We start from the raw sequence: 22,981 nt of genomic DNA on the forward strand, positions 1-22,981 counted from the left end.
GTCGTGGCCGGGCTGTGAGCCCGCACCTGAGGGCCGACCCCGCCACGCCGCGCCCGGCGTCCCCGGCCGCGCGCCGCGCCTCGCGCATGATGCGGGGCAGGACGGACGACCGGGCACGGGGTGACCGACGGGATGACGATGACCACCACCGGCAGCAGCGCGGGGACCGGCAATGAGGCCGCCGCCGGTCCCACCTGGCCCGCCTGGCTCGCCTGGGCCGCCACCCGGGCCCTGCTCCTCCTCTGCGTCCTCGGCGTGCTCACGCTCCCCGGCCCCGACGTCACCACCGACGTCTCGGTGATCTACCAGGGCTGGGCGGACGTCCTGCGGAGCGGCACCTTCCCCCTGGACGACGTCACCTGGCAGTACCCGCCGGCCGCCGCGCTGCCCCTCCTCGCCCCGGACCTGCTGCCGTTCCTCCCGTACGCCACCGCGTTCTCCGCGCTGGTGCTGGCCGCCGACGCGGCGGCGCTGGCGCTGCTGCTGCGCGCCGGGCGGCGGCCGGGCCACCGCCGGGCCGGCGCGTGGCTGTGGATCGCCGGGGTGGCGCTGCTCGGCCCGACCGCGTACGCCCGGTACGACCTGATGGTGGCGGCGGTGGCCGCCGCGGCGCTGCTCACCGCCGCCCGCCGGCCCCGGACCTCCGGCGCCCTGATCGCGTTCGGCACGCTGCTGAAGCTGTGGCCGGTGCTGCTGCTGGCCGGGGCGGCGGTGCGCGGCCGCCGGGCGCGCGCCCTGCGGCGGAGCGCGGCGGGCTGGGGCGCCGGGCTGACGCTGGCCGCGGTGGCGCTGGCCCCGGGCGCGCTGGCCTTCCTCGCCTTCCAGCGGGACCGCGGTACGGAGGTCGAGGCGCCGGTCGCGCTGGTGCTGCACGCGGCCCGGTACGCCGGCTGGCCCGGCGAGGTGCGGCTGCGCTACGGCTCGCTGGAGTTCACCGGCCCCGGCGTCCCGCTCGTCAGCGCGCTGGCCCTGGCGCTGACCGGCGCGGCGGCCCTCTGGCTGCTGTGGCTGCTGTGCCGGCGGCCGCGGACCCGGGAGCTGACCCCGGCGGCGCTGTGCGACACCGCGTTCGCCGCGGTGCTGCTGTTCACCGCCACCAGCCGGGTGGTCAGCCCGCAGTACCTGCTGTGGCTGGTCGGGCTGGCCGCGGTCTGCCTGACGGTACGGGGCAGCCGGCAGGCCGGGCCGGCGCTGCTGGTGCCGCCGGCCGCCGCGGTGACCGCGCTGGAGTTCCCGGTCCACTTCGCCGACGTGGTGGCGAGCACCCCGCTCGGCGTCGCGCTGCTGGTGGTGCGCAACGGCCTGCTGGTGGCGGCGGCGCTGTGGGCCGGCCGCCGGCTGCGGCTCCCGGCGGGCGCCGAGGCCGCTCCGGACGCGGCCGGGGTGCCCGGTGCCCGGCCCGCCCTCAGCCCAGTTCGCGGCGCACATACGCGCGCCACATCGCGGTGAACTCCGCCATGCCGACGCCCAGTTGGGCCCGCATCGCGCGCTCCACCGGCCCGCCGCGCCCGGCCGCCCGGACGGTGCCGCCGTCCGGCGCCGCCGTCCCGGTGGCGGACGGCGCCGGGGCGGCGGTCCGCGCCTCCATGGGGCCGGTCGCCGGCCCGGCCGCCGCGCCGTGCGGCCCGCGCCGCCCGGTGTCCCGGTAGAAGGCGATCAGCCGGGCCTCGCCCCACCTCTCGGCGATCATCCGGCAGGCCAGCCAGCCGCCCTCGTACGCCTCGGCCAGCCGCTCGGCGCCGCCCCGGAAGCCGAAGTCGGCGTCGGCCGGCAGCCGGGCCGGCGGGCCCCCGGCCGCGACCGCGCGGGACAGCTCCGGCGCGGTGGTGGCCGGCCGGCGCCGCACCTCCCGGTAGGCGACCCAGTCCGCGAACCCCTCCGAGAGCCACAGCGGCGTGGCGGGCGTGGTCACCGCGCGGGTGGCGACATGCGTCGTCTCGTGGGTGAGGACCACCGTCCGGCCCAGGTCGTTCAGCTCCTCGTACGCGTCGGGGTTGACGATCACCCGGTCCGCGGGGGCCGCGGCCCCCGCACCCGCCTCCCCGGTGGTCACCGCCGCGATCCCGCCGTACGCGGACGGGTCGTCACCGCCCATCAGCTGCGCCATCCGCTCGACGGTGTCCGGGGCCTCCACCACCACCTTCCGCGCCCAGGCGCCCTTCCAGACCGCGGAGACCGCGGGCACCGCCGCGTCCACCCGCCGCGCCAGGTCCCGCAGCCGGTCCGGATCGGCGGCGCCGCCCAGCACCAGGCCGTACCGGGCGCGGACCAGCCGCACCGGCCCCTGGTCCCACAGCTGCCGGGTGCCGGTCTTCCCGTCCGCGGCGCCGTCGGTGTCGGCGGAGACCAGCCAGCGGCCGCCGCGCTCGGTGAGGGTGAGGTACTGGACGCTGGTGACCGGCGCGGTGTCGTAGCCGGACAGGCGGTAGCGCAGCCGCACCTGCGCGGCCAGCCGCCGCCCGCCGCCCGCCGGGAGCGCGAACGCGCCGGTGGACACCAGGTCGTAGCGCCAGTCGGCCAGCGGGACCGCCGCGAGGTTGCCGAGCACCGCGCGCTGGCGGTCCCGGAAGGCGGTGGCCCGGGGATCGACGGTGGCGAGGAACGCCGCGGTGTCGTGCCGCCGCACCGCCCCGGCCCGCTCGTCGAGCATCTTCTGCACGCCGGGATAGCGGTCGGTGGCGCTCTCGGCGGGGGCGCAGCCGGTGAGCTGGACGAGCAGCGCGAGCAGCGGCGCCGCGCGGCCGGCCGCCCGCGCGGCCCGCCACCGCCTCCCGCCTCGCGCCCTGTGGTCCGGCATGCGGCCGATCGTAAGGGCGCCCCGGCGGGGGCAAAACCGCGGGCGGGCCGTTCAGGGCCGGGTGACCGCCGCGATCGGCATCATGGCGACCGGGTCGTAGCGCACCCGGGCGCCGGGGTGCGGTGCGTGCACGACCTGCCCGTTGCCGACGTACATCGCCACATGGCTGGCGTCCGAGCGGTAGATGACCAGGTCGCCGGGGCGGGCCTCGGACAGCGGGACCTGCCGTCCGGCGCCGCGCTGGGCCTGCGAGGTGCGCGGCAGCGAGACGCCGGCCCGGGCGTAGGCCCATTGGGTGAGCCCGGAGCAGTCGAACGCGGCGGGGCCGGTGCTGCCCCAGGCGTAGGGCGCGCCGACCGCGGCCCGGGCGGCGGCGACCGCGGCCGCGGCCCGTCCTGAGCCCGCCGCGGACGGTCCGGGGAGGTCGGGGACGAGGGTGTCCCGGCCGTCACCGCGGGCGGCCCGGTCGTAGGCGGCGCGGGCGTGCGGCGGCAGGGCGTTGAGCAGCCGCCGGGCGGTGGCCAGCTTGCGCAGGACGTCCTTCTTGTGGCGGGCCACCTCCGCCCGGACGGCCTCCAGTTCGGCGAGCTTGCGGGCGGCCTCCCGGCGCTGCTGCTCCAGATCGCGGGTGGCGGCCCGCAGGCGGTGGAGTTCGCGGGCCTGGGTGCCGCTCAGCCGGTCCAGGGCGGACGCCTTCTCCAGGTAGCTGTCGGGCCGTTCGGAGAGCATCAGCCGGAGGGTGGGGTCGAGGCCGCCGGAGCGGTACTGGGCGGCGGCCACCGCGCCGAGCCGGGCCCGCATGCGGTTGACCCGCTCCTGGGTGCGGGCGGCCCGGTCCTGGAGGGCCGAGACGTCCCGGCGCAGCTCCTTGGCGCGGGCGGTGGCGCCGTCGTACTTCTCGGTGGCCCGCTCGGCCTCCTCGTAGAGCGCCCCGACCCGGGCGGTGGTGCCCTCCCGGCCGGTGTGCGGGTGGCCGGCGGGGTCGGCGCCGGCCTGCGGGGCCGAGAGCGCGGCGGTCGCCAGGGCGGCGGACAGGACGGTGACCGAGGCGAGGGTGGACTGGCCGCGCTGCGACGTACGGCGATGGGACACCACGAGGCCGCAACTCCTTCCGTGTGCAGCCCCTGCCGTCCGGGCGTGGACGGTCGGTGATCCGGCAGCTGCGAGGGCCGACAGTAGCCGCGCCCCGGTACACCGGCCAAAGACCGCTTTTCGTACGCGAAAAGCCGCTCCGCCGGTGACCTCGCAGGTCACCGGCGGAGCGGCAGGTCAGCGGCGGGGGCCGCAATTCGCCCGATCGGGCGGCAGGTTGCGGGTGTTGTGAGGCTTTTCAGACCCGCACGCCGAACTGGAACGGCATGTTGTTGATCGACTCGTAGCGCACCGAGGCGCCCGGCTTCGGGGCGTGCAGCACGGTGCCGTTGCCGGCGTAGAGGCCGATGTGGTGCAGGTCGCCGTAGAAGAGCACCAGGTCGCCGGGCTTGAGGCCGCTCTCCGAGTAGATGCGGGTGCCGGCGTTGGCCTGCTCCTGGGAGGTGCGCGGCAGCGACTGGCCGGCCTGCGCGTACGCCCAGCCGGTCAGGCCCGAGCAGTCGAAGGAGGACGGGCCGGTGGCGCCCCAGACGTAGGGCGAGCCTATCTTCGACTGGGCGGCGGCCAGGGCGGCGGCGCCGCGCTGCGAGGCCGGGACGTCGTCGCCGAGGTTGACCCGCTCGTTGCTGCGGTTGGCGCGGGAGTCCGCGGCCTGCATGGCCTCCCGCTCCTTGGCGGTCAGCGTGTTGAGCAGCTCCTGGGCCTTGGCGAGCTTGTCCTTGATCTCGTCCTTCTTCTCGCCGAGGGTCTTGCGGGTCTCGGAGAGGTCCTGGATCTTGCTCGCGGCCTCGGCGCGCTCCTGGGCGAGCCGGCGCTGCTTGTCGGCGATCGTCCTGAGCTGGTCGGCCTGCTTGCCGCTCAACTGGTCGAGGGTGGCGGCCTTTTCGAGGTAGGTGTCCGGGTCGCCGGAGAGGAACAGCTGCACCGAGGGGTCGATGCTGCCGCTGCGGTACTGGCCGGAGGCGATGGCGCCGAGGCCCTTGCGGAGCTGGTTCAGCTCGTCCTGGCCGCGGGCGACCTTGTCCTGGAGGTCGTCGACCTCTTTCTGGAGCTTGTCCTGCTGCTCCTTGACGCCGTTGTACTTCTCGGTGGCCTGCTCCGCTTCGTTGTAGAGCTTGTCGACCTCGGACTTGACGTCCTTCTTCGACGGGGTCGGGTCGGCGTGCGCCGCCTGGGCGGAGAGGGCGACGGCCGCGGCGGCGGTCGCGGTGAGCACGGTCACACGAGTACGGCTCGGCTGCTTGGGTCGACGGTGGGACGCCACGGGGGCGAGCTCCTTCTTCCTCCAGCCGCCTACCGGGAGTGGGGGGAGCAGGGCCCCGGCTCCGCGCGAACGCCGCGGACTCGGCGGTACCTCCACTGACCATCCCGGGTGGATGATCACCTGTATGAAGGTTCGAGGCCCGACCTTAGTAACCGAGTTGTGATCGCTTCAAATCCTGCCGGGGAAAAACTCCCCCGCCAACCCCATCTTTTACCAACATCACACGGCCAGTAAGCGTCAACTGACGCAGCGGCACGAAGCGGAACGAAGATATCCGGCACCAAAACGGACACCGGCGGAAATGTCACGTTCGCGCAAGTCGCTTGAGCAGCAAGGCCGATGCGACCGGCCGCGCGCCCGCCTTCGCCACACCGTCGGCCACCTCGCGGTCCGAGGAGACCACCACGACCGGACGGCCCGCCGGCTCGGCCCGCACCAGCTGCCGGATCAACTCGTCCGCCGTCACGCCCGGTTTGCTGAACAGCACCCGCACCCCGCGCGGCGGCGCCAGCAGCACCGGCGCGGCCAGCTCCGCCCCGTCGAAGACACACGTCATCTCGGCACCGGTCTGCGCCGCCAGCACCGCCAGCCCGCCCAGCAGCCGCAGCCGCTGCTTCTCCAGCGGCATCGTCGGATAGCCGGTCTTGGTGACGTTGTAGCCGTCCACCACCAAATGCGCCTGGGGCAGCGCCAGCAGCTGGTCCAGCAGCGCCGGATCGGTCTCCGACAGCGCCCGGGTCGCGATGTCCTTCGGGGTCATCCGGCCCGGCTCGACCGCGTCGACGGTGTCCGCCGGACGGCCCGCGGCGGGCGGCAGCGCCAGCTCGCGGCGCAGCCCCTGGGCCGCGTCCAGGACCGTGTCCAGCAGCAGCCGCAGCCGCATCGCCTCCACGCTGCGGCCCTCGCGGGCCGAGCGCCGGCTGGTCTCCAGCGCCGCCTCGGCCTCCGCGATCCGGGCCTTGAGCCGGCGCAGCTCGCTGTCCGCCGCGGCCCTGTCGGCCGCCGCCCGCTCCCGCGCCTCGGCCGCCGCCGCCTGCGCCTTGCGGACCGCCGCCTCCCCGCGCTTGATGTCGCTGAGCGCGCTGCGCAGCTTGCGCTGGAGGGACTCGTTCTCCTTGCGCGCCGCCTCCAGATCCGCCCGGACCCGCTCGGTCTCCGTACGGGCCTGGCCGCGCGCCTGGGCCAGCTCCTGCCGCAGCCGGGCCACTTCCCGCTCGGCCTCCGCGCCGGCCCGTTCGGCCCGCGCCCGCTGCGCCTCCTCGCCGGCCGCCGCGACCAGCTTGACCCAGCCCTCGGGGCGCAGCACGTACGCCGCGGCCGCCACGTCCAGCGGATCGGCGGCGGCGGGCGGGGTGCCCTGCTCCAGGGCCTCGGCCAGCTCCGGCTGGGCGTCCCGCAGCCGCCCGGCGATCCGCTGCCGGAACACCGCGTCGCCCTCCAGCGCCGCGGCCATCGCGTTCCCGGCGAACTTGGCCCGCCGGGACGGGGTGAAACGGGCGTACTGCCGCAAGGCGGGCGGGAGTTCGGAGACCGTCAGCGCCCCGAAGGACTCCGCGGTGAGCGCCACCACACGGCGCCGTACGCCCTCGGGCAGCGGCTGGTCGAGCACCTCGTCGGCCGCCCCTTCGGGCGCGTCCGCGCGCTCCGCCCCCGGCTCCCCTTCTGGACGTTCCACCACGGCTGCCTCGCTCCGATCTCAGGCGCTCGCGCCCGGACGGTCCACCAGCTCGATCTTGTCGACCGCGTTGCACCAGCGGCAGCGCACCGACTCGATGGTCTCGCTGATGACCTCGCGCTCCTCCACCGCCGGCTCCCCGGCCAGGTCGAGGTGGACGTACTCCACCACCTTCGACCGGCGGGTGACGTCGAACCGCGTGAGATTGCCGCACAGCGTGCAGCGCCACCGGGTCTCCGCCGTCGGCAGGGGAACAGCCATCGTGTCGTCCTCTTTCGTGCTCGTGCCGCGGTGCGGATCACCCGGCGCGCTCGCGGGCTGCGGCGCCGGACTGCGGAAATACGCAACGTACTGCCTGTAACCCTACGGCCTGACAGGGGGCCGGTGCGGGCCCGCCCGGAAGGCGGGACGCGGCGAGGCACTCTGTCCCCTCTGCCCGGATTGCGCCATGATCACTTCATGACGGTGCCGGTCCGCCCCGCCCGCACCCCGCGCGCGGTGTTCTCCCGTATGACCAACGTGCTGATCGCGCTCTGCTGCGCGCTCTTCGTCCTCGGCCCCGCCTCCGGCCTGAACCGCGCGTACGGCACCGGCGCCGCCCTGCTGCACGCCCGGACCCGCTACTTCGAACGCTGGGGCGTGATCCCGCTCGACCTGTGGAGCGGCTCGCCGCGGGCCTGGCTCACCCCGCTCACCGCCCTCTTCGTCCACGGCAGCTGGCTGCACCTGCTCGGCAACGTCCTCTTCCTCCACGTCTTCGGCGCCCTGACCGAGGCCCGCCTGGGCCGCCTCCCCTTCACCGCCTGCTACCTGGCCACCGGCTACCTCGCGCTGCTGGCCTACGCCGCCGCGCACGCCTCCTCCGACCAGACCCTGGTCGGCGCCTCCGGAGCGGTCTCCGGCGTCCTGGGCGCGTTCCTCTTCCTCTTCCCCCGCGCCCGGGTCACCAGCCTGTTCCCGTTCCTGTTCTTCCTGCCGCTGCGCTTCCCCGCCTGGATGGTCCTGCTCTTCTGGTTCTGCCTCCAGTGGCAGGCCGCCGGCCGCGACCCGGCCGGCCCGGGCGTCGCCTACCTCGCCCACGTCATCGGCTTCACCCTCGGATTCCTCTACGCGTGGGCCCGCCACGCCCGGGATAGTGTGGGGGCCACCAGGGGGAACGGACCGTCGGCCGAGGGAGAGAGCCAGCCGTGATCACGTCGATCGTGCTCATCAAGACCAGCGTGGACCAGATCCCGGAAATCGCGGAACAGATCGCCGCGCTGGCGGGCGTCAGCGAGGTCTACTCGGTGACCGGCGCGTACGACCTCATCGCCATGGTCCGGGTCGCCAACCACGACGAGCTCGCGGACGTCATCCCCGGCCGCATCAGCAAAGTCCCTGGCGTGGCCTCGACGGAGACGCACATTGCGTTCCGCACGTACTCGCAACACGACCTTGAGGCCGCCTTCTCTATTGGCTTGGACGCGTAGCGCTGCGCTTGGCTTGGCCTCCCACGTTGTTGGGTTTTCCGCCGCGGGGGGCGTTTCGTTTGCGCCTGCGGCGCATTGCTTGATTCCGCTGCGCGGGGCTGGTCGGCAGCGGTGCCGGGTCTGCGGGGTAAGGGGTGTCCGGACTGCTTCGCTTTACGTCCGGACACCCCTTACCCCGCAGACCCGTCCCCTCCCGAGGGGGGTCAATTCACCTGTCCGTTGGGCCTGTTCACGGTGGGCCGGTGCGGCCCAGTGGTCCTTTCCGGACGCTCACCCTCAACGAGACGACCTGCACCAACCCACTCACGTCAGCCCCCACGCACCGTATTTACGACCCCCCACGGGAGGGGCCGGGTCTGCGGGGTGGGGGTATGCCGGACGTAAAGCGACAGCAGTCCGGCATACCCCCACCCCGCAGACCCGGCACCGCGGCCGAAACGCCCCGCGCAGCGGAATCAAGCCCCGCGCCGCAGGCGCAAACGAAACGCCCCCCGCGGCGGGGCAGACGACGACGTGGGCTCAGCCCACGTCACCCCGGGCCGGCACGCACCGGCCGTCCTCAACCCGGTAGGACCACCGGGCCCCCTCCGCGACGAGTTCGCGAACCGCCCGCAGGAAACGCGAAACGTGCTCATCCGGCGTCCCGGCACCGAAACTCACGCGGATCGCGTTGAGGGACCGCTCCCCCGGCGCCCCCTCGGGCGCCCCGCACTCGCCCGGGTCCTGGGACTCGCCGCCCAGCAGCGTACGGACGAGCGGGTGCGCGCAGAACAGACCGTCCCGCACACCGATGCCGTACTCGGCGGACAGCGCCGCCGCGAAGTGCGAACTGTTCCACCCGTCGACGACGAACGACAGCACACCGACCCGCGGCGCGTCCTCCCCGAAGAGGGAGAGGACCCGGACCTCCGGGACCTCGGCGAGGCCCGCGCGGACCTTGGCGATCAGCTCCTGCTCGCGGGCGACGAGCGCGTCGAACCCGGCCTCGGTCAGCGCCTGGCAGGCGGAGGCGATCGCGTAGGCGCCGATGACGTTCGGCGACCCGGCCTCGTGCCGCGCCGCCGTGGTGTGCCACGCGACGTCGACGCCACCGTCCGCACGCCGCGAGACCGTACGGCTGGCGCCGCCCCCGGCAAGGTACGGCTCCGCGTCCTGGAGCCAGTCCGCGCGCCCGGCCAGCACTCCGGCGCCGAACGGCGCGTACAGCTTGTGGCCGGAGAAGGCGACCCAGTCGGCGTCGAGCGCCGCGAGGTCGACGGGGTGGTGCGGCGCCAGCTGCGCGGCGTCCACGACGATGCGGGCGCCGTGCGCATGGGCCGCGGCGGCCAGTTCGCGGACCGGCCACAGCTCGCCGGTGACGTTGGAGGCCCCGGTGACGCAGACCAGCGCCGGACCGTACGGCTCGCGGGCGGCGAGCGCCTTCTCCAGGGTGTCGACGGCCTGCCGGGGGGTGCGCGGGGCGTTGAGGTAGGTCACGGCGACGTCCGCGCGGCGCTCCCAGGGCAGCAGCGAGGCGTGGTGCTCGGTCTCGAAGACGAAGACCCGGGTGCCCTGCGGCAGCGCGGCGGCGAGGAGGTTCAGCGAGTCGGTGGTGGAGCGGGTGAAGACCACCTGGTCGTCGGGGCGGCAGCCGAGGAAATCGGCGACGGTCCGGCGGGCGTTCTCGAAGAGGTCGGTGGAGAGCTGGGAGAGGTAGCCGGCGCCGCGGTGCACGCTGCCGTAGTACGGGGCGTAGGCGGCGACGTCGTCCCAGACGCGCTGGAGGGCGGGGGCGCTGGCGGCGTAGTCCAGCGCGGCGTAGACGGCCTCGCCGCCGGTGACGAGCGGGACGGTGACGTCCCGGCCCAGGACCGGCAGCGGGGCGCACACGGAGCGGTCGGCGGCGGCGTTGGTGGAAACAGACATGGCGAACTCCCGTAAGGGTGAAGCGAATTCGCCGCGGCGGAAGGGTAGGCGGGGGCGCCGCTCGGCACCCGGGGGTGCGGCGGATCGGCCCGGCAAAAGGGTGCCGCGGCGGGAAGGAAAAGGTTGCGCGGAAGAGGGGCCGGACGGCCCTAGCGCATTCGCTGCATCACGGAAGGACTCCCTCGGGGACCAGGATCCCGGGCGAGGGATCCGCGCTTGCCGCAGACCTCGCTGCCTGCGACCTGGTCATCACCCGGGGCACCCCGCCACGGAAGGAGGGTTGCCGGACAGCGGGCCGGGGCCTGTGTCGCTGTCACTCGTGACCTGGGCTGAATAATGCCACACGATCATCGGCGCGCAACCCCCGGTCCGTATTCCGGACGGGGGCCGCGCCGCGTCCGTCAGGCGTTGCTGGCGGCCACCCAGCGGTCCAGCGTGCGCCGGGCCGCGCCGGAGTCCAGCGACTCGGCGGCCTTGCCGAGGCCGTCCCGGATCCGCTCGGCCAGCGGGGCGCCGGAGGGCTCCAGCGCGGCCAGCGCGGCCGCCGCGTTCAGCAGCACCGCGTCCCGCACCGGGCCGGTCTCGCCGTCCAGCAGCCGCCGGGCCACCTCGGCGTTGTACGAGGCGTCCGCGCCGCGCAGCGCCTCCACGGGGACGAGGTCGATGCCGACGTCCCGGGGGTCGAAGGGCTCCTCGCGGACCTCGCCGCCGCGGACCAGCCAGACCCGGGAGGTGGCGGTGGTGGTCAGCTCGTCCAGCCCGTCGTCGCCGCGGAAGACCAGCGCGGAGGAGCCGCGCTCGGCGAGCACACCGGCCAGGATGGGCGCCATCCGCGCGTCCGCGACACCGGTCGCCTGGGCCCGGACCCGGGCGGGGTTGGTGAGCGGGCCGAGGACGTTGAAGGTGGTGCGGATGCCGAGCTGGCCGCGGGCGGCGGCGACGTGGCGCAGCGCGGGGTGGAATTTGGCCGCGAAGCAGAAGGTGATCCCGGCCTCCTCGGCGACCTCCACCACGCGCCGCGGGGAGAGGTCGAGATTGACGCCGAGCTTCTCCAGGACGTCCGAGGCGCCGCTGGCGGAGGACGCGGCCCGGCTGCCGTGCTTGACGACCTTGGCGCCGGTGCCGGCGACCACGATCGCGGACATGGTGGAGATGTTGACGGTCTTCGCGCCGTCGCCGCCGGTGCCGACGATGTCGACGCTGGGGCCGGGCACCTCGATCAGGCTGGCGTGCGCGTACATGGTGCGCACCAGGCCGGAGATCTCCGCGACCGTCTCGCCCTTGGCCCGCAGCGCCACCGCGAAGCCGGCGATCTGGGCGTCGGTGGCCTCGCCGCGCATGATCCGGTCCATGACCCAGGCGGTGTCGTCGGCGGTGAGGTCCCGGCCGTCGAGCAGGGCGTTGAGTACGGCCGGCCAGGAGCGGTCCGCCACGCTGCCGCCGCCTGCCGGGGTCACGACGTTCATGGTCCACGCTCCTGGTTCGTCACCTGCTTCTGCCGTCACCCTATCGAGCCGCGGGCATGCCGGAGGGCCCCGTCCGACGTCCGGACGGGGCCCTCTGGGTGGCGTACTACGAGCGGTGCGCGGTGTCGCGCCCGCCGGGATCAGTGGTGGCCGTGGCCGCTGGTGATCTCCTTGTACTCCTCTACGGTCGGCTTGGGGATGACGTTGTCCTCGCCGTAGTAGCCCTTGGAGAGCTTGGCCCGCAGCTTCTGCGTGCGCTTGATCTTGCGGCGGACACCGTTCTCGTCGACCTCGGGACCGAGTTCGAGCGGCTCGGGCTGCTCGTGCTGGGTCAGGAAGTGCAGCTGCTCCTGGTCGAGCGGCTCGTGGACCTCGATGAACTCACCGTGCGGCAGCCGCTTGATGATGCCGGACTCGCGTCCGTGCAGCACCTTGTCGCGGTCGCGGCGCTGGAGGCCCAGGCAGATCCGCTTGGTGGCGATGAAGGCGATCACCGGCCCGACGAAGAACGCGATCCGGACGAACCAGGTGATCGAGTTGATCGACAGGTGGAAGTGGGTGGCCCACAGGTCGTTGCCGCCGCCGATCAGCATCACGAAGTACGCGACGAGCCAGGCCACACCGAAGCCGGTGCGGGTCGGGGTGTTGCGCGGGCGGTCCAGGATGTGGTGCTCGCGCTTGTCGCCCCGGATCCAGGACTCGATGAACGGGTAGACCGCGATGGCGATCAGGACCAGCGGGAAGACCAGGATCGGGATCAGCACGCCGAAGTTGATCGTGTGGCCCCAGAAGTTCCACTCCCAGCCCGGCATGACGCGCACCAGGCCCTCGGCGAAGCCCATGTACCAGTCCGGCTGGGCACCGGTGGACACCTGGTCAGGACGGTACGGGCCGATGGCCCACACGGGGTTGATGCTGGCGACCGCGGCGAGCACCGAGATCACACCGAAGACCAGGAAGAAGAAGCCTCCGGCCTTGGCCATGTAGACCGGCAGCAGCGGCATGCCGACCACGTTGTTGTTGGTCTTGCCGGCACCCGGGAACTGCGTGTGCTTGTGGTAGAAGACCAGGATCAGGTGGGCCACCAGCAGGCCGAGCATGATGCCCGGCAGCAGCAGCACGTGGATGGTGAAGAACCGCGGGATGATGTCGTGCCCGGGGAACTCGCCGCCGAAGATGAACATCTGCAGGTACGAGCCGACCAGCGGCATCGCCAGTATCACGCCCTCGATGAAGCGGACACCGGTGCCGGACAGCAGGTCGTCGGGGAGCGAGTAACCGGTGAAGCCGGTGAACATGCCCAGGACGAACAGCAGGAAGCCGAAGAGCCAGTTGACCTCACGCGGCTTGCGGAACGCGCCGGTGAAGAACACCCGCATCATGTGGACCATCATCGCGGCCAGGAAGACCAGCGCCGCCCAGTGGTGGATCTGCCGGATCAGCAGACCGCCGCGCACGTCGAAGCTGATGTCCAGCGTCGACTCGAACGCCTGGGTCATCTTGATCCCGTGCATCGGCACGTAGGACCCGTGGTAGGTGACCTCGGCCATGCTCGGGTGGAAGAACAGCGTCAGGTAGACACCGGTCAGGATGATGATGACGAAGCTGTAGAGCGCGACCTCGCCCAGCATGAAGGACCAGTGGTCCGGGAAGATCTTGCGCATATTGGCCTTGGCGAGGCTGTAGATGCCCAGCCGGCCGTCGGCCCAGTCAGCGATCCGCTCGCCCCGTGGTGCCTGGCCACGGCGCGTGGTGGTCGCGGTTGTCTCGTTACTCATCCGCGCTCCCAGAAGCTCGGGCCGACGGGCTCCGCGAAGTCGCTCACGGCCTCAAGGAAGCCGTCCTTGACCGTGATGTGCAGCTGCGGCAGGGGGTGCCCGGCCGGGCCGAAGATCACCCGGCCGCCGTCGGAAAGGTCGAAGGTCGACTGGTGGCACGGGCACAGCACGTGGTGCGTCTGCTGCTCGTACAGGCTGATCGGGCAACCCACGTGGGTGCAGATCTTCGAGTACGCCACGATGCCCTCGTGCGACCAGGCCAGTTCCTGCTTGTCCTTGATGTTCTGCGGCTGGATCCGCACGAGCATCAGGGCGTCCTTGGCGATCTTCTCGTTGAAGTCCTCATCGCCCTCCTCCAGGCCCTCGGGCTTGGCGAAAGTGAGGGAGCCGACCGCGATGTCCTCGGGACGCAGCGGGAGGTTCGTCGACTGGTTGACCAGTCGGACGCCCTTCTTCCAGCCGGTGGTGCGCAGCTTCTTCTCGGGCAGCGGGCCGAGGTCGCGCAGCAGGACGACGCCGGAGAGCGGCACCAGGGCCAGCGCGCCGAACATCGTGTTGCGGATCAGCTTGCGCCGGCCGAACTGCGACTCCTTGGCGCCCTGCGCGAAGTCCGCGAGCACCTTGGCCTTGACCTCGGGGGCGGCCTCGATCGGGTGGCGGTCGTCGGCGACCTCCACGTCCGACATCAGCGTGCGGGCCCAGTGGACCGCGCCGGCGCCGATGCAGAAGAGCGCCACGCCCAGCGTCAGACCGAGCGCGAAGTTCAGCCCGCTGATGTGACCGAGCGGGAAGACATAGATGATCTTGTCGATCGGGATCGCCACGTACGACGCGATGAAGCCGACGGTGGCGAGCATGGACACCAGGAAGAGCAGGGCGACGGTGCGCTCGGAGCGCCGGGCGGCCCGCTCGTCGATGTCCTGGACGCGGTGCTCGTGGGGCGGCAGTCCGGGGTCGGCGAAGGGGTTGTCCGACTTCCCTACCGCGCCCTCGTGAGCCGACTCCCGCTCACTGGGAAGGTTTTCTTCTGTCTCACTCATGACTTCTTGGCCTTCGTAGTCCGGGCTGCGACCCAGATGGCGACCGCGACACACGCACCGAGGCCGAAGATGTAGCCGAAGAGACCTTCGGTCACCGGGCCCAGACCACCGAGTTCCATACCGCCCGGGGTCGCGGTCTTGTCGCCGTTGACGGCGCCGAGGTACGCGACGATGTCCTTCTTGTTCTGCGGGCTCAGCGTGCCGTCACCGAACGAGGGCATGTTCTGCGGGCCGGTCTGCATGGCCTCGTAGATGTGCTTCGGGGCCACGCCCTCCAGCGTGGGTGCGAACTTGCCGTTGGTCAGGGCGCCGCCCTTGCCGGTGAAGTTGTGGCACTGCGCGCAGTTGGTGCGGAACAGCTCGCCGCCCTTGGCGATGTCGGCACCCTCCGCGCTGTACTGCGACTTGTCGGGCACGGACGGGCCGGCGCCCAGCGACGCGACGTAGGCCGCGAGCTGGTCGATCTGGGCGTTGTTGTAGATGTTCCGCTTGCGCGGCACCTGCGCGCCGGGCTGCTGGGCCGGCATGCGGCCGGTGCCCACCTGGAAGTCGACGGCGGCGGCGCCCACGCCGACCAGGCTCGGGCCGTCGGAGGTGCCCTGACCGCCGGTGCCGTGGCAGCTTGCGCAGCCCACGGCGAAGAGCTTCTTGCCCTCCTTGATGGCAAGAGACTGGGCGGTGTCATCGGCTTGAGCCTTGTCCGCCGGCGCGAACGCGGCGTACAGCCCCCCAGTGACCGCCAGCGCGAAGAGTAGGACGACGAGCGCCGCCAGCGGATGGCGCCGTCGTGCGGAGAGCTTTTTCACGGATTACCCCGGTGTCAGGATCTTCTGCGTCGATGCTTTGGCTGTGTCTGTCCGGTATGCGGATCCGGTCCGATTCCGGTCGGACCTGTTACCGGATCAGGTAGATCGTGGCGAAGAGGCCGATCCAGACGACATCGACGAAGTGCCAGTAGTAGGACACGACGATGGCCGCGGTGGCCTGCGTGTGGGTGAACCTCTTGGCCGCGTACGTCCTGCCCAGGACCAGCAGGAAGGCGATCAGACCGCCTGTCACGTGCAGTCCGTGGAAACCGGTGGTCAGGTAGAACACCGAGCCGTACGGACCGGACGAGAGCGAGAGGCCCTCGTGCTTGACGAGATCCGTGTACTCGAAGACCTGACCGCCGATGAAGATGGCACCCATGATGAAGGTGACCACGAACCAGGCCCGCAGCTTCTTGACGTCGCCGCGCTCGGCCGCGAAAACGCCGAGCTGACACGTCAGTGAGCTGAGCACCAGGATCGTGGTGTTGGTCGCGGAGAACGGAAGATTCAGCGCACTGGCGGATTCCTTCCAATACGCCTCGCCCGTCACGGACCGGAGGGTGAAGTACATCGCGAAGAGGGCCGCGAAGAACATCAGCTCGGAACTCAGCCAGATGATGGTTCCGACGCTGGTGAGGTTCGGTCGATTGACCGACGGGTGCGCGTGCCCGGTTTCTACTGTCGTTGCTGTCGCCACGACCGACATTATGTCGGTCGCTTATCCCGCCCTCACTCCGGGGGGTGCCGTTCGGTGTGTCAAGGCCATATGGCCTGCTCGTCCGGGGCGTCGCGGCGGTCGCCCGAAGGGGGGACGCGCGGGGCGGCGGGGCGCCCCCGGCGGCCGGTGGCCGCCCGGGAACCCGGTCCTGACGGGGTGTCGGCGGTTTTCCGGGGCCGTACGGCCTCTCCTGCGCGGGGCCGGTCCGGGAGTAGCATCGCGCAACGGTTTGATCAGGAGCCGTACCGCTACGTAGGTGCCGCGAGACAGGTGGAGGAACGATGCAGGCGACTGCCACGGTGCTGGTCTACAGCGACAACGCCAACACCCGCGAGCAGGTCCGGCTGGCGGCCGGGCGGCGCCCGGCCCCCGACGCCCCGGAGATCGAGATCCTGGAGTGCGCCACCGCCCCGGCGGTGCTGGAGGCCCTGGAGCAGGGCGGGATCGACGTCTGCGTCCTGGACGGCGAGACCGCGCCGGCCGGCGGGATGGGCGTCTGCCGGCAGATCAAGGACGAGGTCTTCCGGTGCCCGCCGGTGCTGCTGCTGATCGGCCGCCCGCAGGACGCCTGGCTTGCCACGTGGAGCCGCGCGGACGCGGCGGTGACCCACCCGATCGACCCGGTGGCGTTCGCCGACGCGCTGGCCGGGCTGCTGCGCCGGCGGCGGCTGGCCCAGGAGGCCGTACCGGCCTGACGAGGCGCTCAGGCGGCCGCTGGGCGGTCCCTCAGACCTGCGGGCGCAGCCGGGCGTCGGCGGCGGGGTTCTGCTCCCGCTCGGCCGCGCCTGTGGTCGTGGGGGCCTTGTTCTTCAGCGCGCTGCCGGCCCGCCATTCCTTCCACGGCATGTTCCAGTCGCCGAAGCCGTTGTCGAACGGCGTCATGGTGTCGCCGCCGCTGTTGACGACCTTGACGATGTCGCCGACCCGGACGGTGTTGAAGAACCACTGGGCGTTGCCGGTGGACATGCCGGTGCAGCCGTGGCTGACGTTGGCGGCCCCCTGGGAGCCGACCGACCACGGCGCGGCGTGCACGTATTCGCCGCTCCAGGTCACCCGGGTGGCCCAGTAGACGGGCAGGTCGTAGGAGTCCGAGCTGCCCGCGGCGATGCCGACGGTGGAGCTGCGCATCCGTACGAAGCTCTCCTTGCCCAGGACGACCTTGACGCCGTTGCGGGTGGAGAAGCCGGGTTTGCCGGTGGTGACCGGGATGGTGTTGATCGCCTTGCCGTTGCGCAGCACGGTCATCTGGTGGGCGGCGGCGTCGGTGACGGCCTCGATCCGGTCGCCGGTGGTGAGCCGGACCGGTTTGGCCGGGCCGCCGTAGAGCCCGCCGGCGATCTTCAGGCCGTCGAGGTTGCTGTGGACGGCGACGGTGGCGTGCGCGGGCCAGTAGTCCTTGGGCCGGAAGTGCAGCTTCTTGCCGTCCACCCAGTGCCAGGAGCCCTCCACGCGGGGCGAGGAGTCGACCTTCAGGGCGCTCTCGACGACGGCCCGGGCCTTGGGGTCGTTGACCGGTTTGCTGAGTTCGGCGGTGATCGGCTGGCCCACGCCGTACTCGCCGCTCTCCGGGCCGAACACCACCGTCAGCCGGTCGTCCGCGTCCTTGGTGTTGACCACCAGGGTCTTGCGGCCCGGGGTGCCGTCCTCCTCCTCGGTGCTGACCTGCACGGTGTAGCGGGTGCCGGCGGCCAGCGGCACGGTGGTGCGCCAGTGCCGCCCGTCCGCGCTCAGTTCGCCGCGGACGTAGCGGCCGGTGGAGTCCGTGGCGGTGACGTCGGTGATCTTGGCCTCGTCGCCCTTGAGGGAGACCTCAAGCGGCTTGTCGGGGTCCGCCTTCTGCCTGCCGTCCGCCGGGGTGTTGGCGGATATCTGGTCCGACGCGTCGTAGGGATTGCCCGAGAGGGCCTCCGACGACGAGCCCCCGCACGCGGTGGTGCTCACCGCGAGGGGCACGAGCAGGAGGCCGCAGCTCAGCACCGTCCGGGTTCGAGGTCTGTGACTCATGCCCCAAACGTACGAAGAATCCCATTCGGCGGCGCGCTGGAGGACTGCAAACGGGTCTGCCGCGGTGGGGCCGAACGGGTCGGGCCCGGACACCTGTTGGGGTGCCCGGGCCCGTCCGTGCGGCGTGTCCGCCGCGGTTTTCGCGTGTGATGCCCTACTGGGTGCGGTTCTCGCCGTGGTAGTACTCGAAGACCCAGCCGAAGAGGCCGATCAGGATCACCGGCAGGGAGAAGTACAGCAGCCAGAAGCCGAAGACCACGCCCAGGAAGGCGAGCGCGCCACCGACGGCCAGGGAGAGCGGCTGCCAGCTGTGCGGGCTGAAGAAGCCCAGCTCACCGGCGTCGTCCGCGACCTCGGCGTCCTCGTTGTCCTGGGCGCCCGCGTCGACCCGCCGGGCCGTGAAGGCCAGGTAGTAGCCGACCATGATGCACAGGCCGAACGCCAGGAAGAGCGCCGTGGTACCGGCCGGCTCCTTCGACCACACGCCGTAGACGACCGCCATGGCGAGGATGAAGACGCTCAGCCAGATGAACATCTTGCCCTGGATCTTCACTTGCCCGCCTCCTTGCCGCCGGCCAGCGCCTTGTCACCCTCGCGACCGTTGTGCAGCGCGTCCAGCGCGGCGATCTCGGGGTGGTGCAGATCGAACGCCGGGGATTCGGAGCGAATGCGCGGCAGGGTGAGGAAGTTGTGCCGCGGCGGCGGGCAGGACGTCGCCCATTCGAGCGAACGGCCGTAGCCCCACGGGTCGTCCACGCCGACCTTCTGGCCGTACTTGGCGGTCTTCCAGACGTTGTAGAAGAACGGCAGGATCGACATGCCGAGCAGGAACGAGCTGATGGTGGAGATGGTGTTCAGCGTCGTGAAGCCGTCGGCCGCGAGGTAGTCCGCGTAGCGGCGGGGCATGCCCTCGGCGCCCAGCCAGTGCTGGACGAGGAACGTGCCGTGGAAGCCGATGAACAGCGTCCAGAAGGTGATCTTGCCGAGCCGCTCGTCGAGCATCTTGCCGGTGAACTTCGGCCACCAGAAGTGGAAGCCGGCGAACATCGCGAAGACGACCGTGCCGAAGACGACGTAGTGGAAGTGGGCCACCACGAAGTACGAGTCGGAGATGTGGAAGTCCATCGGGGGCGACGCCAGGATGACGCCGGTCAGACCGCCGAAGGTGAAGGTGATCAGGAAGCCGATCGCCCAGAGCATCGGGGTCTCGAAGGACAGCGAGCCCTTCCACATCGTGCCGATCCAGTTGAAGAACTTCACACCGGTCGGAACGGCGATGAGGAACGTCATGAAGGAGAAGAACGGCAGCAGCACACCGCCGGTCACGTACATGTGGTGCGCCCACACCGTGACCGAGAGGCCGGCGATGGAAATCGTCGCGGCGATCAGGCCCATGTAACCGAACATCGGCTTGCGCGAGAAGACCGGAATGACCTCGGAAATGATGCCGAAGAATGGCAGCGCGATGATGTAGACCTCTGGATGGCCGAAGAACCAGAAGAGGTGCTGCCAGAGCAATGCTCCGCCATTGGCGGCATCGAATACGTGGGCACCGAATTTGCGGTCCGCCTCCAGGGCGAACAGCGCGGCGGCCAGGACCGGGAAGGCCAGCAGGACCAGCACACCGGTCAGCAGGACGTTCCAGGTGAAGATCGGCATCCGGAACATCGTCATGCCCGGGGCGCGCATGCAGATGATGGTGGTGATGAAGTTGACCGAACCGAGGATCGTGCCGAAGCCGGAGAAGGCCAGACCCATGATCCACATGTCGGCGCCGACGCCCGGCGAACGCACCGCGTCCGAGAGCGGGGAGTAGGCGAACCACCCGAAGTCGGCGGCGCCCTGGGGGGTGAGGAAGCCGGCGACCGCGATCAGCGAGCCGAAGAGGTAGAGCCAGTAGGCGAACATGTTCAGCCGCGGGAACGCCACGTCCGGCGCGCCGATCTGCAGCGGCATGATCCAGTTCGCGAAACCGGCGAACAGCGGCGTCGCGAACATCAGCAGCATGATCGTGCCGTGCATCGTGAACGCCTGGTTGAACTGCTCGTTCGACATGATCTGCGTGCCCGGGCGGGCCAGCTCGGCGCGCATGAGGAGCGCCATCAGGCCGCCGATGCAGAAGAACGCGAACGACGTGACCAGGTACATCGTGCCGATGGTCTTGTGGTCAGTGGTGGTGAGCCACTTGACGGCAGCGATACCGGGTTGCTTCTTGCGTGCGGGCGGTGCTGCCGGAGCCGTTTCGGCGGCGGCACCCTGAGGTTCGTTGAGGATGCTCACTGGTTCTTGGTCTCCGCATTCCTGGCGTGGTCAGTCTGCTTGATACCCGCCGGCAGGTATCCGGTCTGACCCTTCGCCGCCAGGTCCTTCAGGTGCTGCCGGTACTTGGCAGGAGAAACGACCTTGACGTTGAAGAGCATCCGGGAGTGGTCGACGCCGCAGAGCTCGGCGCACTTGCCCATGAAGGTGCCCTCCTTGTTGGGGGTCACCTCGAAGACGTTGGTGTGGCCCGGGATGACGTCCTGCTTCATGAGGAACGGCACCACCCAGAAGGAGTGGATGACGTCACGCGAGGTCAGCACGAACTGGACGGTCTCGCCCTTCGGCAGCCAGAGCGTGGGGCCCGGGTTGCCGGTCTGCGGGTTGCGCGTGGCCGGCGTGCCGTAGTCGTAGACACCGTCCGCGCCCTGCGGCGCGGACTTCTTCCACTTGTCCGGAATCGCGTCGAGCTCCGGAGCGTTGATGTTCGTGGTGGCCTTGTTGCCGTCCACGTCCTCCAGGTAGTTGAACGCCCAGCTCCACTGGAAGCCCACGACGTTGATGACGTGGTCCGGCTTCTTGGAGGTCTTGAGGAGCGCGCTCTCATCGCGCGCGGTGAAGTAGAACAGCACCGCGATGATGATGAACGGGACGATGGTGTACAGCGCCTCGATGGGCATGTTGTACCGCGTCTGGGCGGGTACCTCCACCTTCGTCCGGCTACGGCGGTGGAAGATCACGCTCCAGATGATCAGGCCCCATACCAGCACACCCGTTGCGAGGGCGGCGGCCCAGGAGCCCTGCCACAGAGAGAGGATCTTCGGCGCCTCGTCGGTGACGGGCGTTGGCATGCCGAGGCGGGGGAAGTCCTTGTATGTGCAACCAGTAGCGGTCGCCAGGACCAGGCCCGCAGCAAGCACCTGCGGCAGCTTCCGCCGCATCGGGCGCCGCGACGAGCGGTCGGAGCCGTTGGGACTCACGTAGCGCCTTCCCGAGAGTCTCGCCCGAGCGGTCGGCTGCGGCCTTACTCGCTGGTCGGTCGCCGCCCTGCGTCGGGCAGGGGTTTGGATGTTTATGCGGACCAAACCCTACTGGACGCTATTTGGGGTCGCGCGGGGAGGGTGCCCAACGCGCCGCGAGGCACCCCGATGGGGTGGCCGGGCCCCTTGGAGGCGGCCGTTCCGGGGCCCGAACTCCCGGCACCGGGGGGCATCTGACGGCCCGCCCGGCGGACCCGCGGCCGGTGCTCTACCTTCTCGTACGTGCCCTACTTCGACGCCGCCTCCACCGCCCCGCTGCATCCCGTCGCCCGGGAGGCCCTGCTCGCCGCGCTCGACGAGGGGTGGGCCGATCCGGCCCGCCTGTACCGCGAGGGGCGGCGGGCCCGGATGCTGCTGGATGCGGCGCGGGAGGCGGCGGCCGGCGCGGTGGGGTGCCGCCCGGACGAGCTGACGTTCACTCCTTCGGGGACGCACGCGGTGCACGCGGGGATGGCCGGGGTGCTGGCGGCGCGGCGGCGGGCCGGGCGGCACCTGGTGCACTCGGCCGTCGAGCACTCCTCGGTGCTGCACGCCGCCGAGGCGCACGCGGCCGGCGGCGGCACGGTGGCCGAGGTGCCGGTGGACCGGGCCGGCCGGGTGGCGCCGGACGCGGTGGCCGGGGCGCTCGGCGCGGACACCGCGCTGGTGTGCCTGCAGTCCGCCAACCACGAGGTGGGCACCGAGCAGCCGGTGGCGGAGGTCGCCGGGATCTGCCGGGAGGCCGGGGTGCCGCTGCTGGTGGACGCGGCGCAGTCGGTGCCGTGGGGGCCGGTGCCGGGTGACTGGTCGGTGCTGACCGCGAGCGCGCACAAGTGGGGCGGGCCGCCCGGGGTGGGGCTGCTGGTCGTCCGCAAGGGGACCCGGTTCGCGCCCCAGGGGCCGTCGGACGAGCGGGAGTCGGGGCGCAGCCCGGGCTTCGGGAACCTCCCGGCGGTGGTGGCCGCGGCGGCCTCGCTGCGGGCGCTGCGGGCCGCCGCGGAGAGCGGCCCGGACGAGGCGGAGCGGCTGCGCGGGCTGGTGGAGCGGATCCGGGCGCGGGTGCCGGAACTGGTGCCGGACGTGGAGGTGGTGGGCGATCCGGTGCGGCGGCTGCCGCATCTGGTCACCTTCTCCTGTCTCTATGTCGACGGGGAGGCGCTGCTGCACGAGCTGGACCGGGCCGGTTTCTCCGTCTCGTCCGGTTCGTCGTGCACCTCCAGCACGCTGACGCCGAGCCATGTGCTGCGCGCGATGGGGGTGCTGTCGGAGGGGAACGTCCGGGTCTCGCTGCCGTACGGGGCGGCGGAGGAGGATGTGGCGCGCTTCCTGGCGGTGCTGCCGGAGGCGGTGCGGTCGGTGCGGGAGCGGTTCGGGGTGCCGGCGGGCGAGCCGGTGCGGGCGGCCGGGGCGGCGGTCGCGGAACAGGCCGAGGAGGCGGCGGCCCCGGAAGAAGGGGCGGCGCCCGGTGTCGTGGTGGACGCGCTCGGGCGGCGCTGCCCCGTTCCGGTGATCGAGCTGGCGAAGGTGATCGGCACGGTGCCGGTCGGCGCCACGGTGACCGTGCTCTCCGACGACGCGGCGGCCCGGCAGGACATCCCGGCGTGGTGCGCGATGCGCGAGCAGGAGTACGTGGGCGAGGAGCCGGCCGACCGCGGCGCCGCGTACGTGGTGCGGCGCCGCGTCTGA

20 protein-coding genes and 1 riboswitch are annotated in these 22,981 nt (G+C 71.9%); of the genes, 5 read left to right on the plus strand and 15 right to left on the minus strand.

The window, feature by feature from the left end:
* Positions 1–138 precede the first annotated feature (138 nt).
* Complete coding sequence (locus ADL22_RS20620; protein WP_066981737.1) at positions 139–1,449, plus strand: glycosyltransferase 87 family protein; 1,311 nt, start codon at positions 139–141, stop codon at positions 1,447–1,449.
* Here ADL22_RS20620 and ADL22_RS20625 read toward each other — a convergent pair.
* The 5 genes from ADL22_RS20625 to ADL22_RS20645 form a co-directional block, all read right to left on the minus strand.
* Complete coding sequence (locus ADL22_RS20625; RefSeq protein ID WP_066981596.1) at positions 1,406–2,797, minus strand: hypothetical protein; 1,392 nt, start codon at positions 2,795–2,797, stop codon at positions 1,406–1,408. The genes ADL22_RS20620 and ADL22_RS20625 overlap by 44 nt on opposite strands.
* 51 nt (positions 2,798–2,848) lie before the next feature.
* Positions 2,849–3,892, minus strand: a complete 1,044-nt coding sequence (locus ADL22_RS20630) for an NlpC/P60 family protein (protein WP_066981599.1) — start codon at positions 3,890–3,892, stop codon at positions 2,849–2,851.
* A 235-nt stretch (positions 3,893–4,127) separates the two neighbouring features.
* Positions 4,128–5,153 carry an NlpC/P60 family protein gene (locus tag ADL22_RS20635; protein WP_066981602.1) on the minus strand — a complete coding sequence of 342 codons (1,026 nt, stop codon included), beginning with the start codon at positions 5,151–5,153 and terminating at the stop codon, positions 4,128–4,130.
* A 304-nt stretch (positions 5,154–5,457) separates the two neighbouring features.
* Positions 5,458–6,831, minus strand: coding sequence for an NYN domain-containing protein (locus ADL22_RS20640; protein ID WP_079064292.1), 1,374 nt, complete (start codon positions 6,829–6,831; stop codon positions 5,458–5,460).
* A gap of 18 nt (positions 6,832–6,849) precedes the next feature.
* Positions 6,850–7,089: a hypothetical protein gene (locus tag ADL22_RS20645; protein WP_066981605.1), complete on the minus strand. Its 240-nt coding sequence runs from the start codon at positions 7,087–7,089 to the stop codon at positions 6,850–6,852.
* A 198-nt stretch (positions 7,090–7,287) separates the two neighbouring features.
* On the opposite strand from ADL22_RS20645, the gene ADL22_RS20650 reads away from it, so the two are divergent.
* Both ADL22_RS20650 and ADL22_RS20655 read left to right on the plus strand, forming a co-directional pair.
* Positions 7,288–8,019: a rhomboid family intramembrane serine protease gene (locus ADL22_RS20650; RefSeq protein ID WP_066981608.1), complete on the plus strand. Its 732-nt coding sequence runs from the start codon at positions 7,288–7,290 to the stop codon at positions 8,017–8,019.
* A complete protein-coding gene (locus ADL22_RS20655; protein WP_066981611.1) occupies positions 8,016–8,297 on the plus strand; it encodes an Lrp/AsnC family transcriptional regulator in 282 nt (93 codons plus the stop codon). Before ADL22_RS20650 ends, ADL22_RS20655 begins: the two co-directional genes overlap by 4 nt.
* 519 nt (positions 8,298–8,816) lie before the next feature.
* Here the strand turns inward: ADL22_RS20655 and ADL22_RS20660 are convergent.
* The 6 genes from ADL22_RS20660 to ADL22_RS20685 all read right to left on the minus strand — a co-directional run bounded on the left by ADL22_RS20660 (position 8,817) and on the right by ADL22_RS20685 (position 16,001).
* The gene (locus ADL22_RS20660; RefSeq protein WP_066981614.1) at positions 8,817–10,202 is read right to left on the minus strand and encodes an aminotransferase class V-fold PLP-dependent enzyme; all 1,386 of its coding nucleotides are present in this window, start codon (positions 10,200–10,202) and stop codon (positions 8,817–8,819) included.
* Between the two features lie 207 nt (positions 10,203–10,409).
* A riboswitch (SAM riboswitch) is annotated at positions 10,410–10,527 on the minus strand.
* Between the two features lie 76 nt (positions 10,528–10,603).
* Complete coding sequence (trpD, locus tag ADL22_RS20665; RefSeq protein ID WP_066981617.1) at positions 10,604–11,668, minus strand: anthranilate phosphoribosyltransferase; 1,065 nt, start codon at positions 11,666–11,668, stop codon at positions 10,604–10,606.
* A 140-nt stretch (positions 11,669–11,808) separates the two neighbouring features.
* Entirely contained in the window at positions 11,809–13,446 is a 1,638-nt protein-coding gene (locus ADL22_RS20670; protein WP_066981620.1) for a cytochrome b, read from the minus strand.
* Positions 13,443–14,486 carry a ubiquinol-cytochrome c reductase iron-sulfur subunit gene (locus tag ADL22_RS20675; RefSeq protein WP_066981623.1) on the minus strand — a complete coding sequence of 348 codons (1,044 nt, stop codon included), beginning with the start codon at positions 14,484–14,486 and terminating at the stop codon, positions 13,443–13,445. Before ADL22_RS20675 ends, ADL22_RS20670 begins: the two co-directional genes overlap by 4 nt.
* Entirely contained in the window at positions 14,483–15,292 is an 810-nt protein-coding gene (locus ADL22_RS20680; RefSeq protein ID WP_066981626.1) for a c-type cytochrome, read from the minus strand. The genes ADL22_RS20675 and ADL22_RS20680 overlap by 4 nt, the downstream gene beginning before the upstream one ends.
* Before the next feature lie 88 nt (positions 15,293–15,380).
* Positions 15,381–16,001: a cytochrome c oxidase subunit 3 gene (locus tag ADL22_RS20685; protein WP_066981629.1), complete on the minus strand. Its 621-nt coding sequence runs from the start codon at positions 15,999–16,001 to the stop codon at positions 15,381–15,383.
* Between the two features lie 293 nt (positions 16,002–16,294).
* Between ADL22_RS20685 and ADL22_RS20690 the strand changes: the two genes are divergently transcribed.
* Positions 16,295–16,708 (plus strand): hypothetical protein, encoded by a 414-nt coding sequence (locus ADL22_RS20690; RefSeq protein ID WP_066981632.1) that lies wholly within the window; start codon positions 16,295–16,297, stop codon positions 16,706–16,708.
* Between the two features lie 31 nt (positions 16,709–16,739).
* Here the strand turns inward: ADL22_RS20690 and ADL22_RS20695 are convergent, their stop codons facing one another.
* The 4 genes from ADL22_RS20695 to coxB form a co-directional block, all read right to left on the minus strand.
* The gene (locus ADL22_RS20695; protein WP_199836344.1) at positions 16,740–18,017 is read right to left on the minus strand and encodes a L,D-transpeptidase; all 1,278 of its coding nucleotides are present in this window, start codon (positions 18,015–18,017) and stop codon (positions 16,740–16,742) included.
* A gap of 154 nt (positions 18,018–18,171) precedes the next feature.
* Positions 18,172–18,570 (minus strand): cytochrome c oxidase subunit 4, encoded by a 399-nt coding sequence (locus tag ADL22_RS20700; protein WP_066981638.1) that lies wholly within the window; start codon positions 18,568–18,570, stop codon positions 18,172–18,174.
* Positions 18,567–20,297 carry a cytochrome c oxidase subunit I gene (gene ctaD, locus ADL22_RS20705; RefSeq protein WP_066981641.1) on the minus strand — a complete coding sequence of 577 codons (1,731 nt, stop codon included), beginning with the start codon at positions 20,295–20,297 and terminating at the stop codon, positions 18,567–18,569. The genes ADL22_RS20700 and ctaD overlap by 4 nt, the downstream gene beginning before the upstream one ends.
* Positions 20,294–21,256 (minus strand): cytochrome c oxidase subunit II, encoded by a 963-nt coding sequence (gene coxB, locus ADL22_RS20710; RefSeq protein ID WP_079064293.1) that lies wholly within the window; start codon positions 21,254–21,256, stop codon positions 20,294–20,296. Before coxB ends, ctaD begins: the two co-directional genes overlap by 4 nt.
* Before the next feature lie 282 nt (positions 21,257–21,538).
* Between coxB and ADL22_RS20715 the strand changes: the two genes are divergently transcribed.
* Positions 21,539–22,981 carry a cysteine desulfurase/sulfurtransferase TusA family protein gene (locus ADL22_RS20715; RefSeq protein ID WP_066981647.1) on the plus strand — a complete coding sequence of 481 codons (1,443 nt, stop codon included), beginning with the start codon at positions 21,539–21,541 and terminating at the stop codon, positions 22,979–22,981.

The sequence above is a fragment of the Streptomyces sp. NRRL F-4489 genome, assembly GCF_001509485.1.
Taxonomy (GTDB): Bacteria; Actinomycetota; Actinomycetes; order Streptomycetales; family Streptomycetaceae; genus Streptomyces.

Bases quoted from the DNA above. Each gene is read 5' to 3' on its own strand.
- ADL22_RS20620 (WP_066981737.1), top strand. From the start codon at position 139: ATGACCACCACCGGCAGCAGCGCGGGGACCGGCAATGAGGCCGCCGCC.
- ADL22_RS20625 (WP_066981596.1), bottom strand. From the start codon at position 2,797: ATGCCGGACCACAGGGCGCGAGGCGGGAGGCGGTGGCGGGCCGCGCGG.
- ADL22_RS20645 (WP_066981605.1), bottom strand. From the start codon at position 7,089: ATGGCTGTTCCCCTGCCGACGGCGGAGACCCGGTGGCGCTGCACGCTG.
- ADL22_RS20650 (WP_066981608.1), top strand. From the start codon at position 7,288: ATGACGGTGCCGGTCCGCCCCGCCCGCACCCCGCGCGCGGTGTTCTCC.
- ADL22_RS20660 (WP_066981614.1), bottom strand. From the start codon at position 10,202: ATGTCTGTTTCCACCAACGCCGCCGCCGACCGCTCCGTGTGCGCCCCG.
- trpD (WP_066981617.1), bottom strand. From the start codon at position 11,668: ATGAACGTCGTGACCCCGGCAGGCGGCGGCAGCGTGGCGGACCGCTCC.
- ADL22_RS20670 (WP_066981620.1), bottom strand. From the start codon at position 13,446: ATGAGTAACGAGACAACCGCGACCACCACGCGCCGTGGCCAGGCACCA.
- ADL22_RS20675 (WP_066981623.1), bottom strand. From the start codon at position 14,486: ATGAGTGAGACAGAAGAAAACCTTCCCAGTGAGCGGGAGTCGGCTCAC.
- ADL22_RS20685 (WP_066981629.1), bottom strand. From the start codon at position 16,001: ATGTCGGTCGTGGCGACAGCAACGACAGTAGAAACCGGGCACGCGCAC.
- ADL22_RS20690 (WP_066981632.1), top strand. From the start codon at position 16,295: ATGCAGGCGACTGCCACGGTGCTGGTCTACAGCGACAACGCCAACACC.
- ADL22_RS20695 (WP_199836344.1), bottom strand. From the start codon at position 18,017: ATGAGTCACAGACCTCGAACCCGGACGGTGCTGAGCTGCGGCCTCCTG.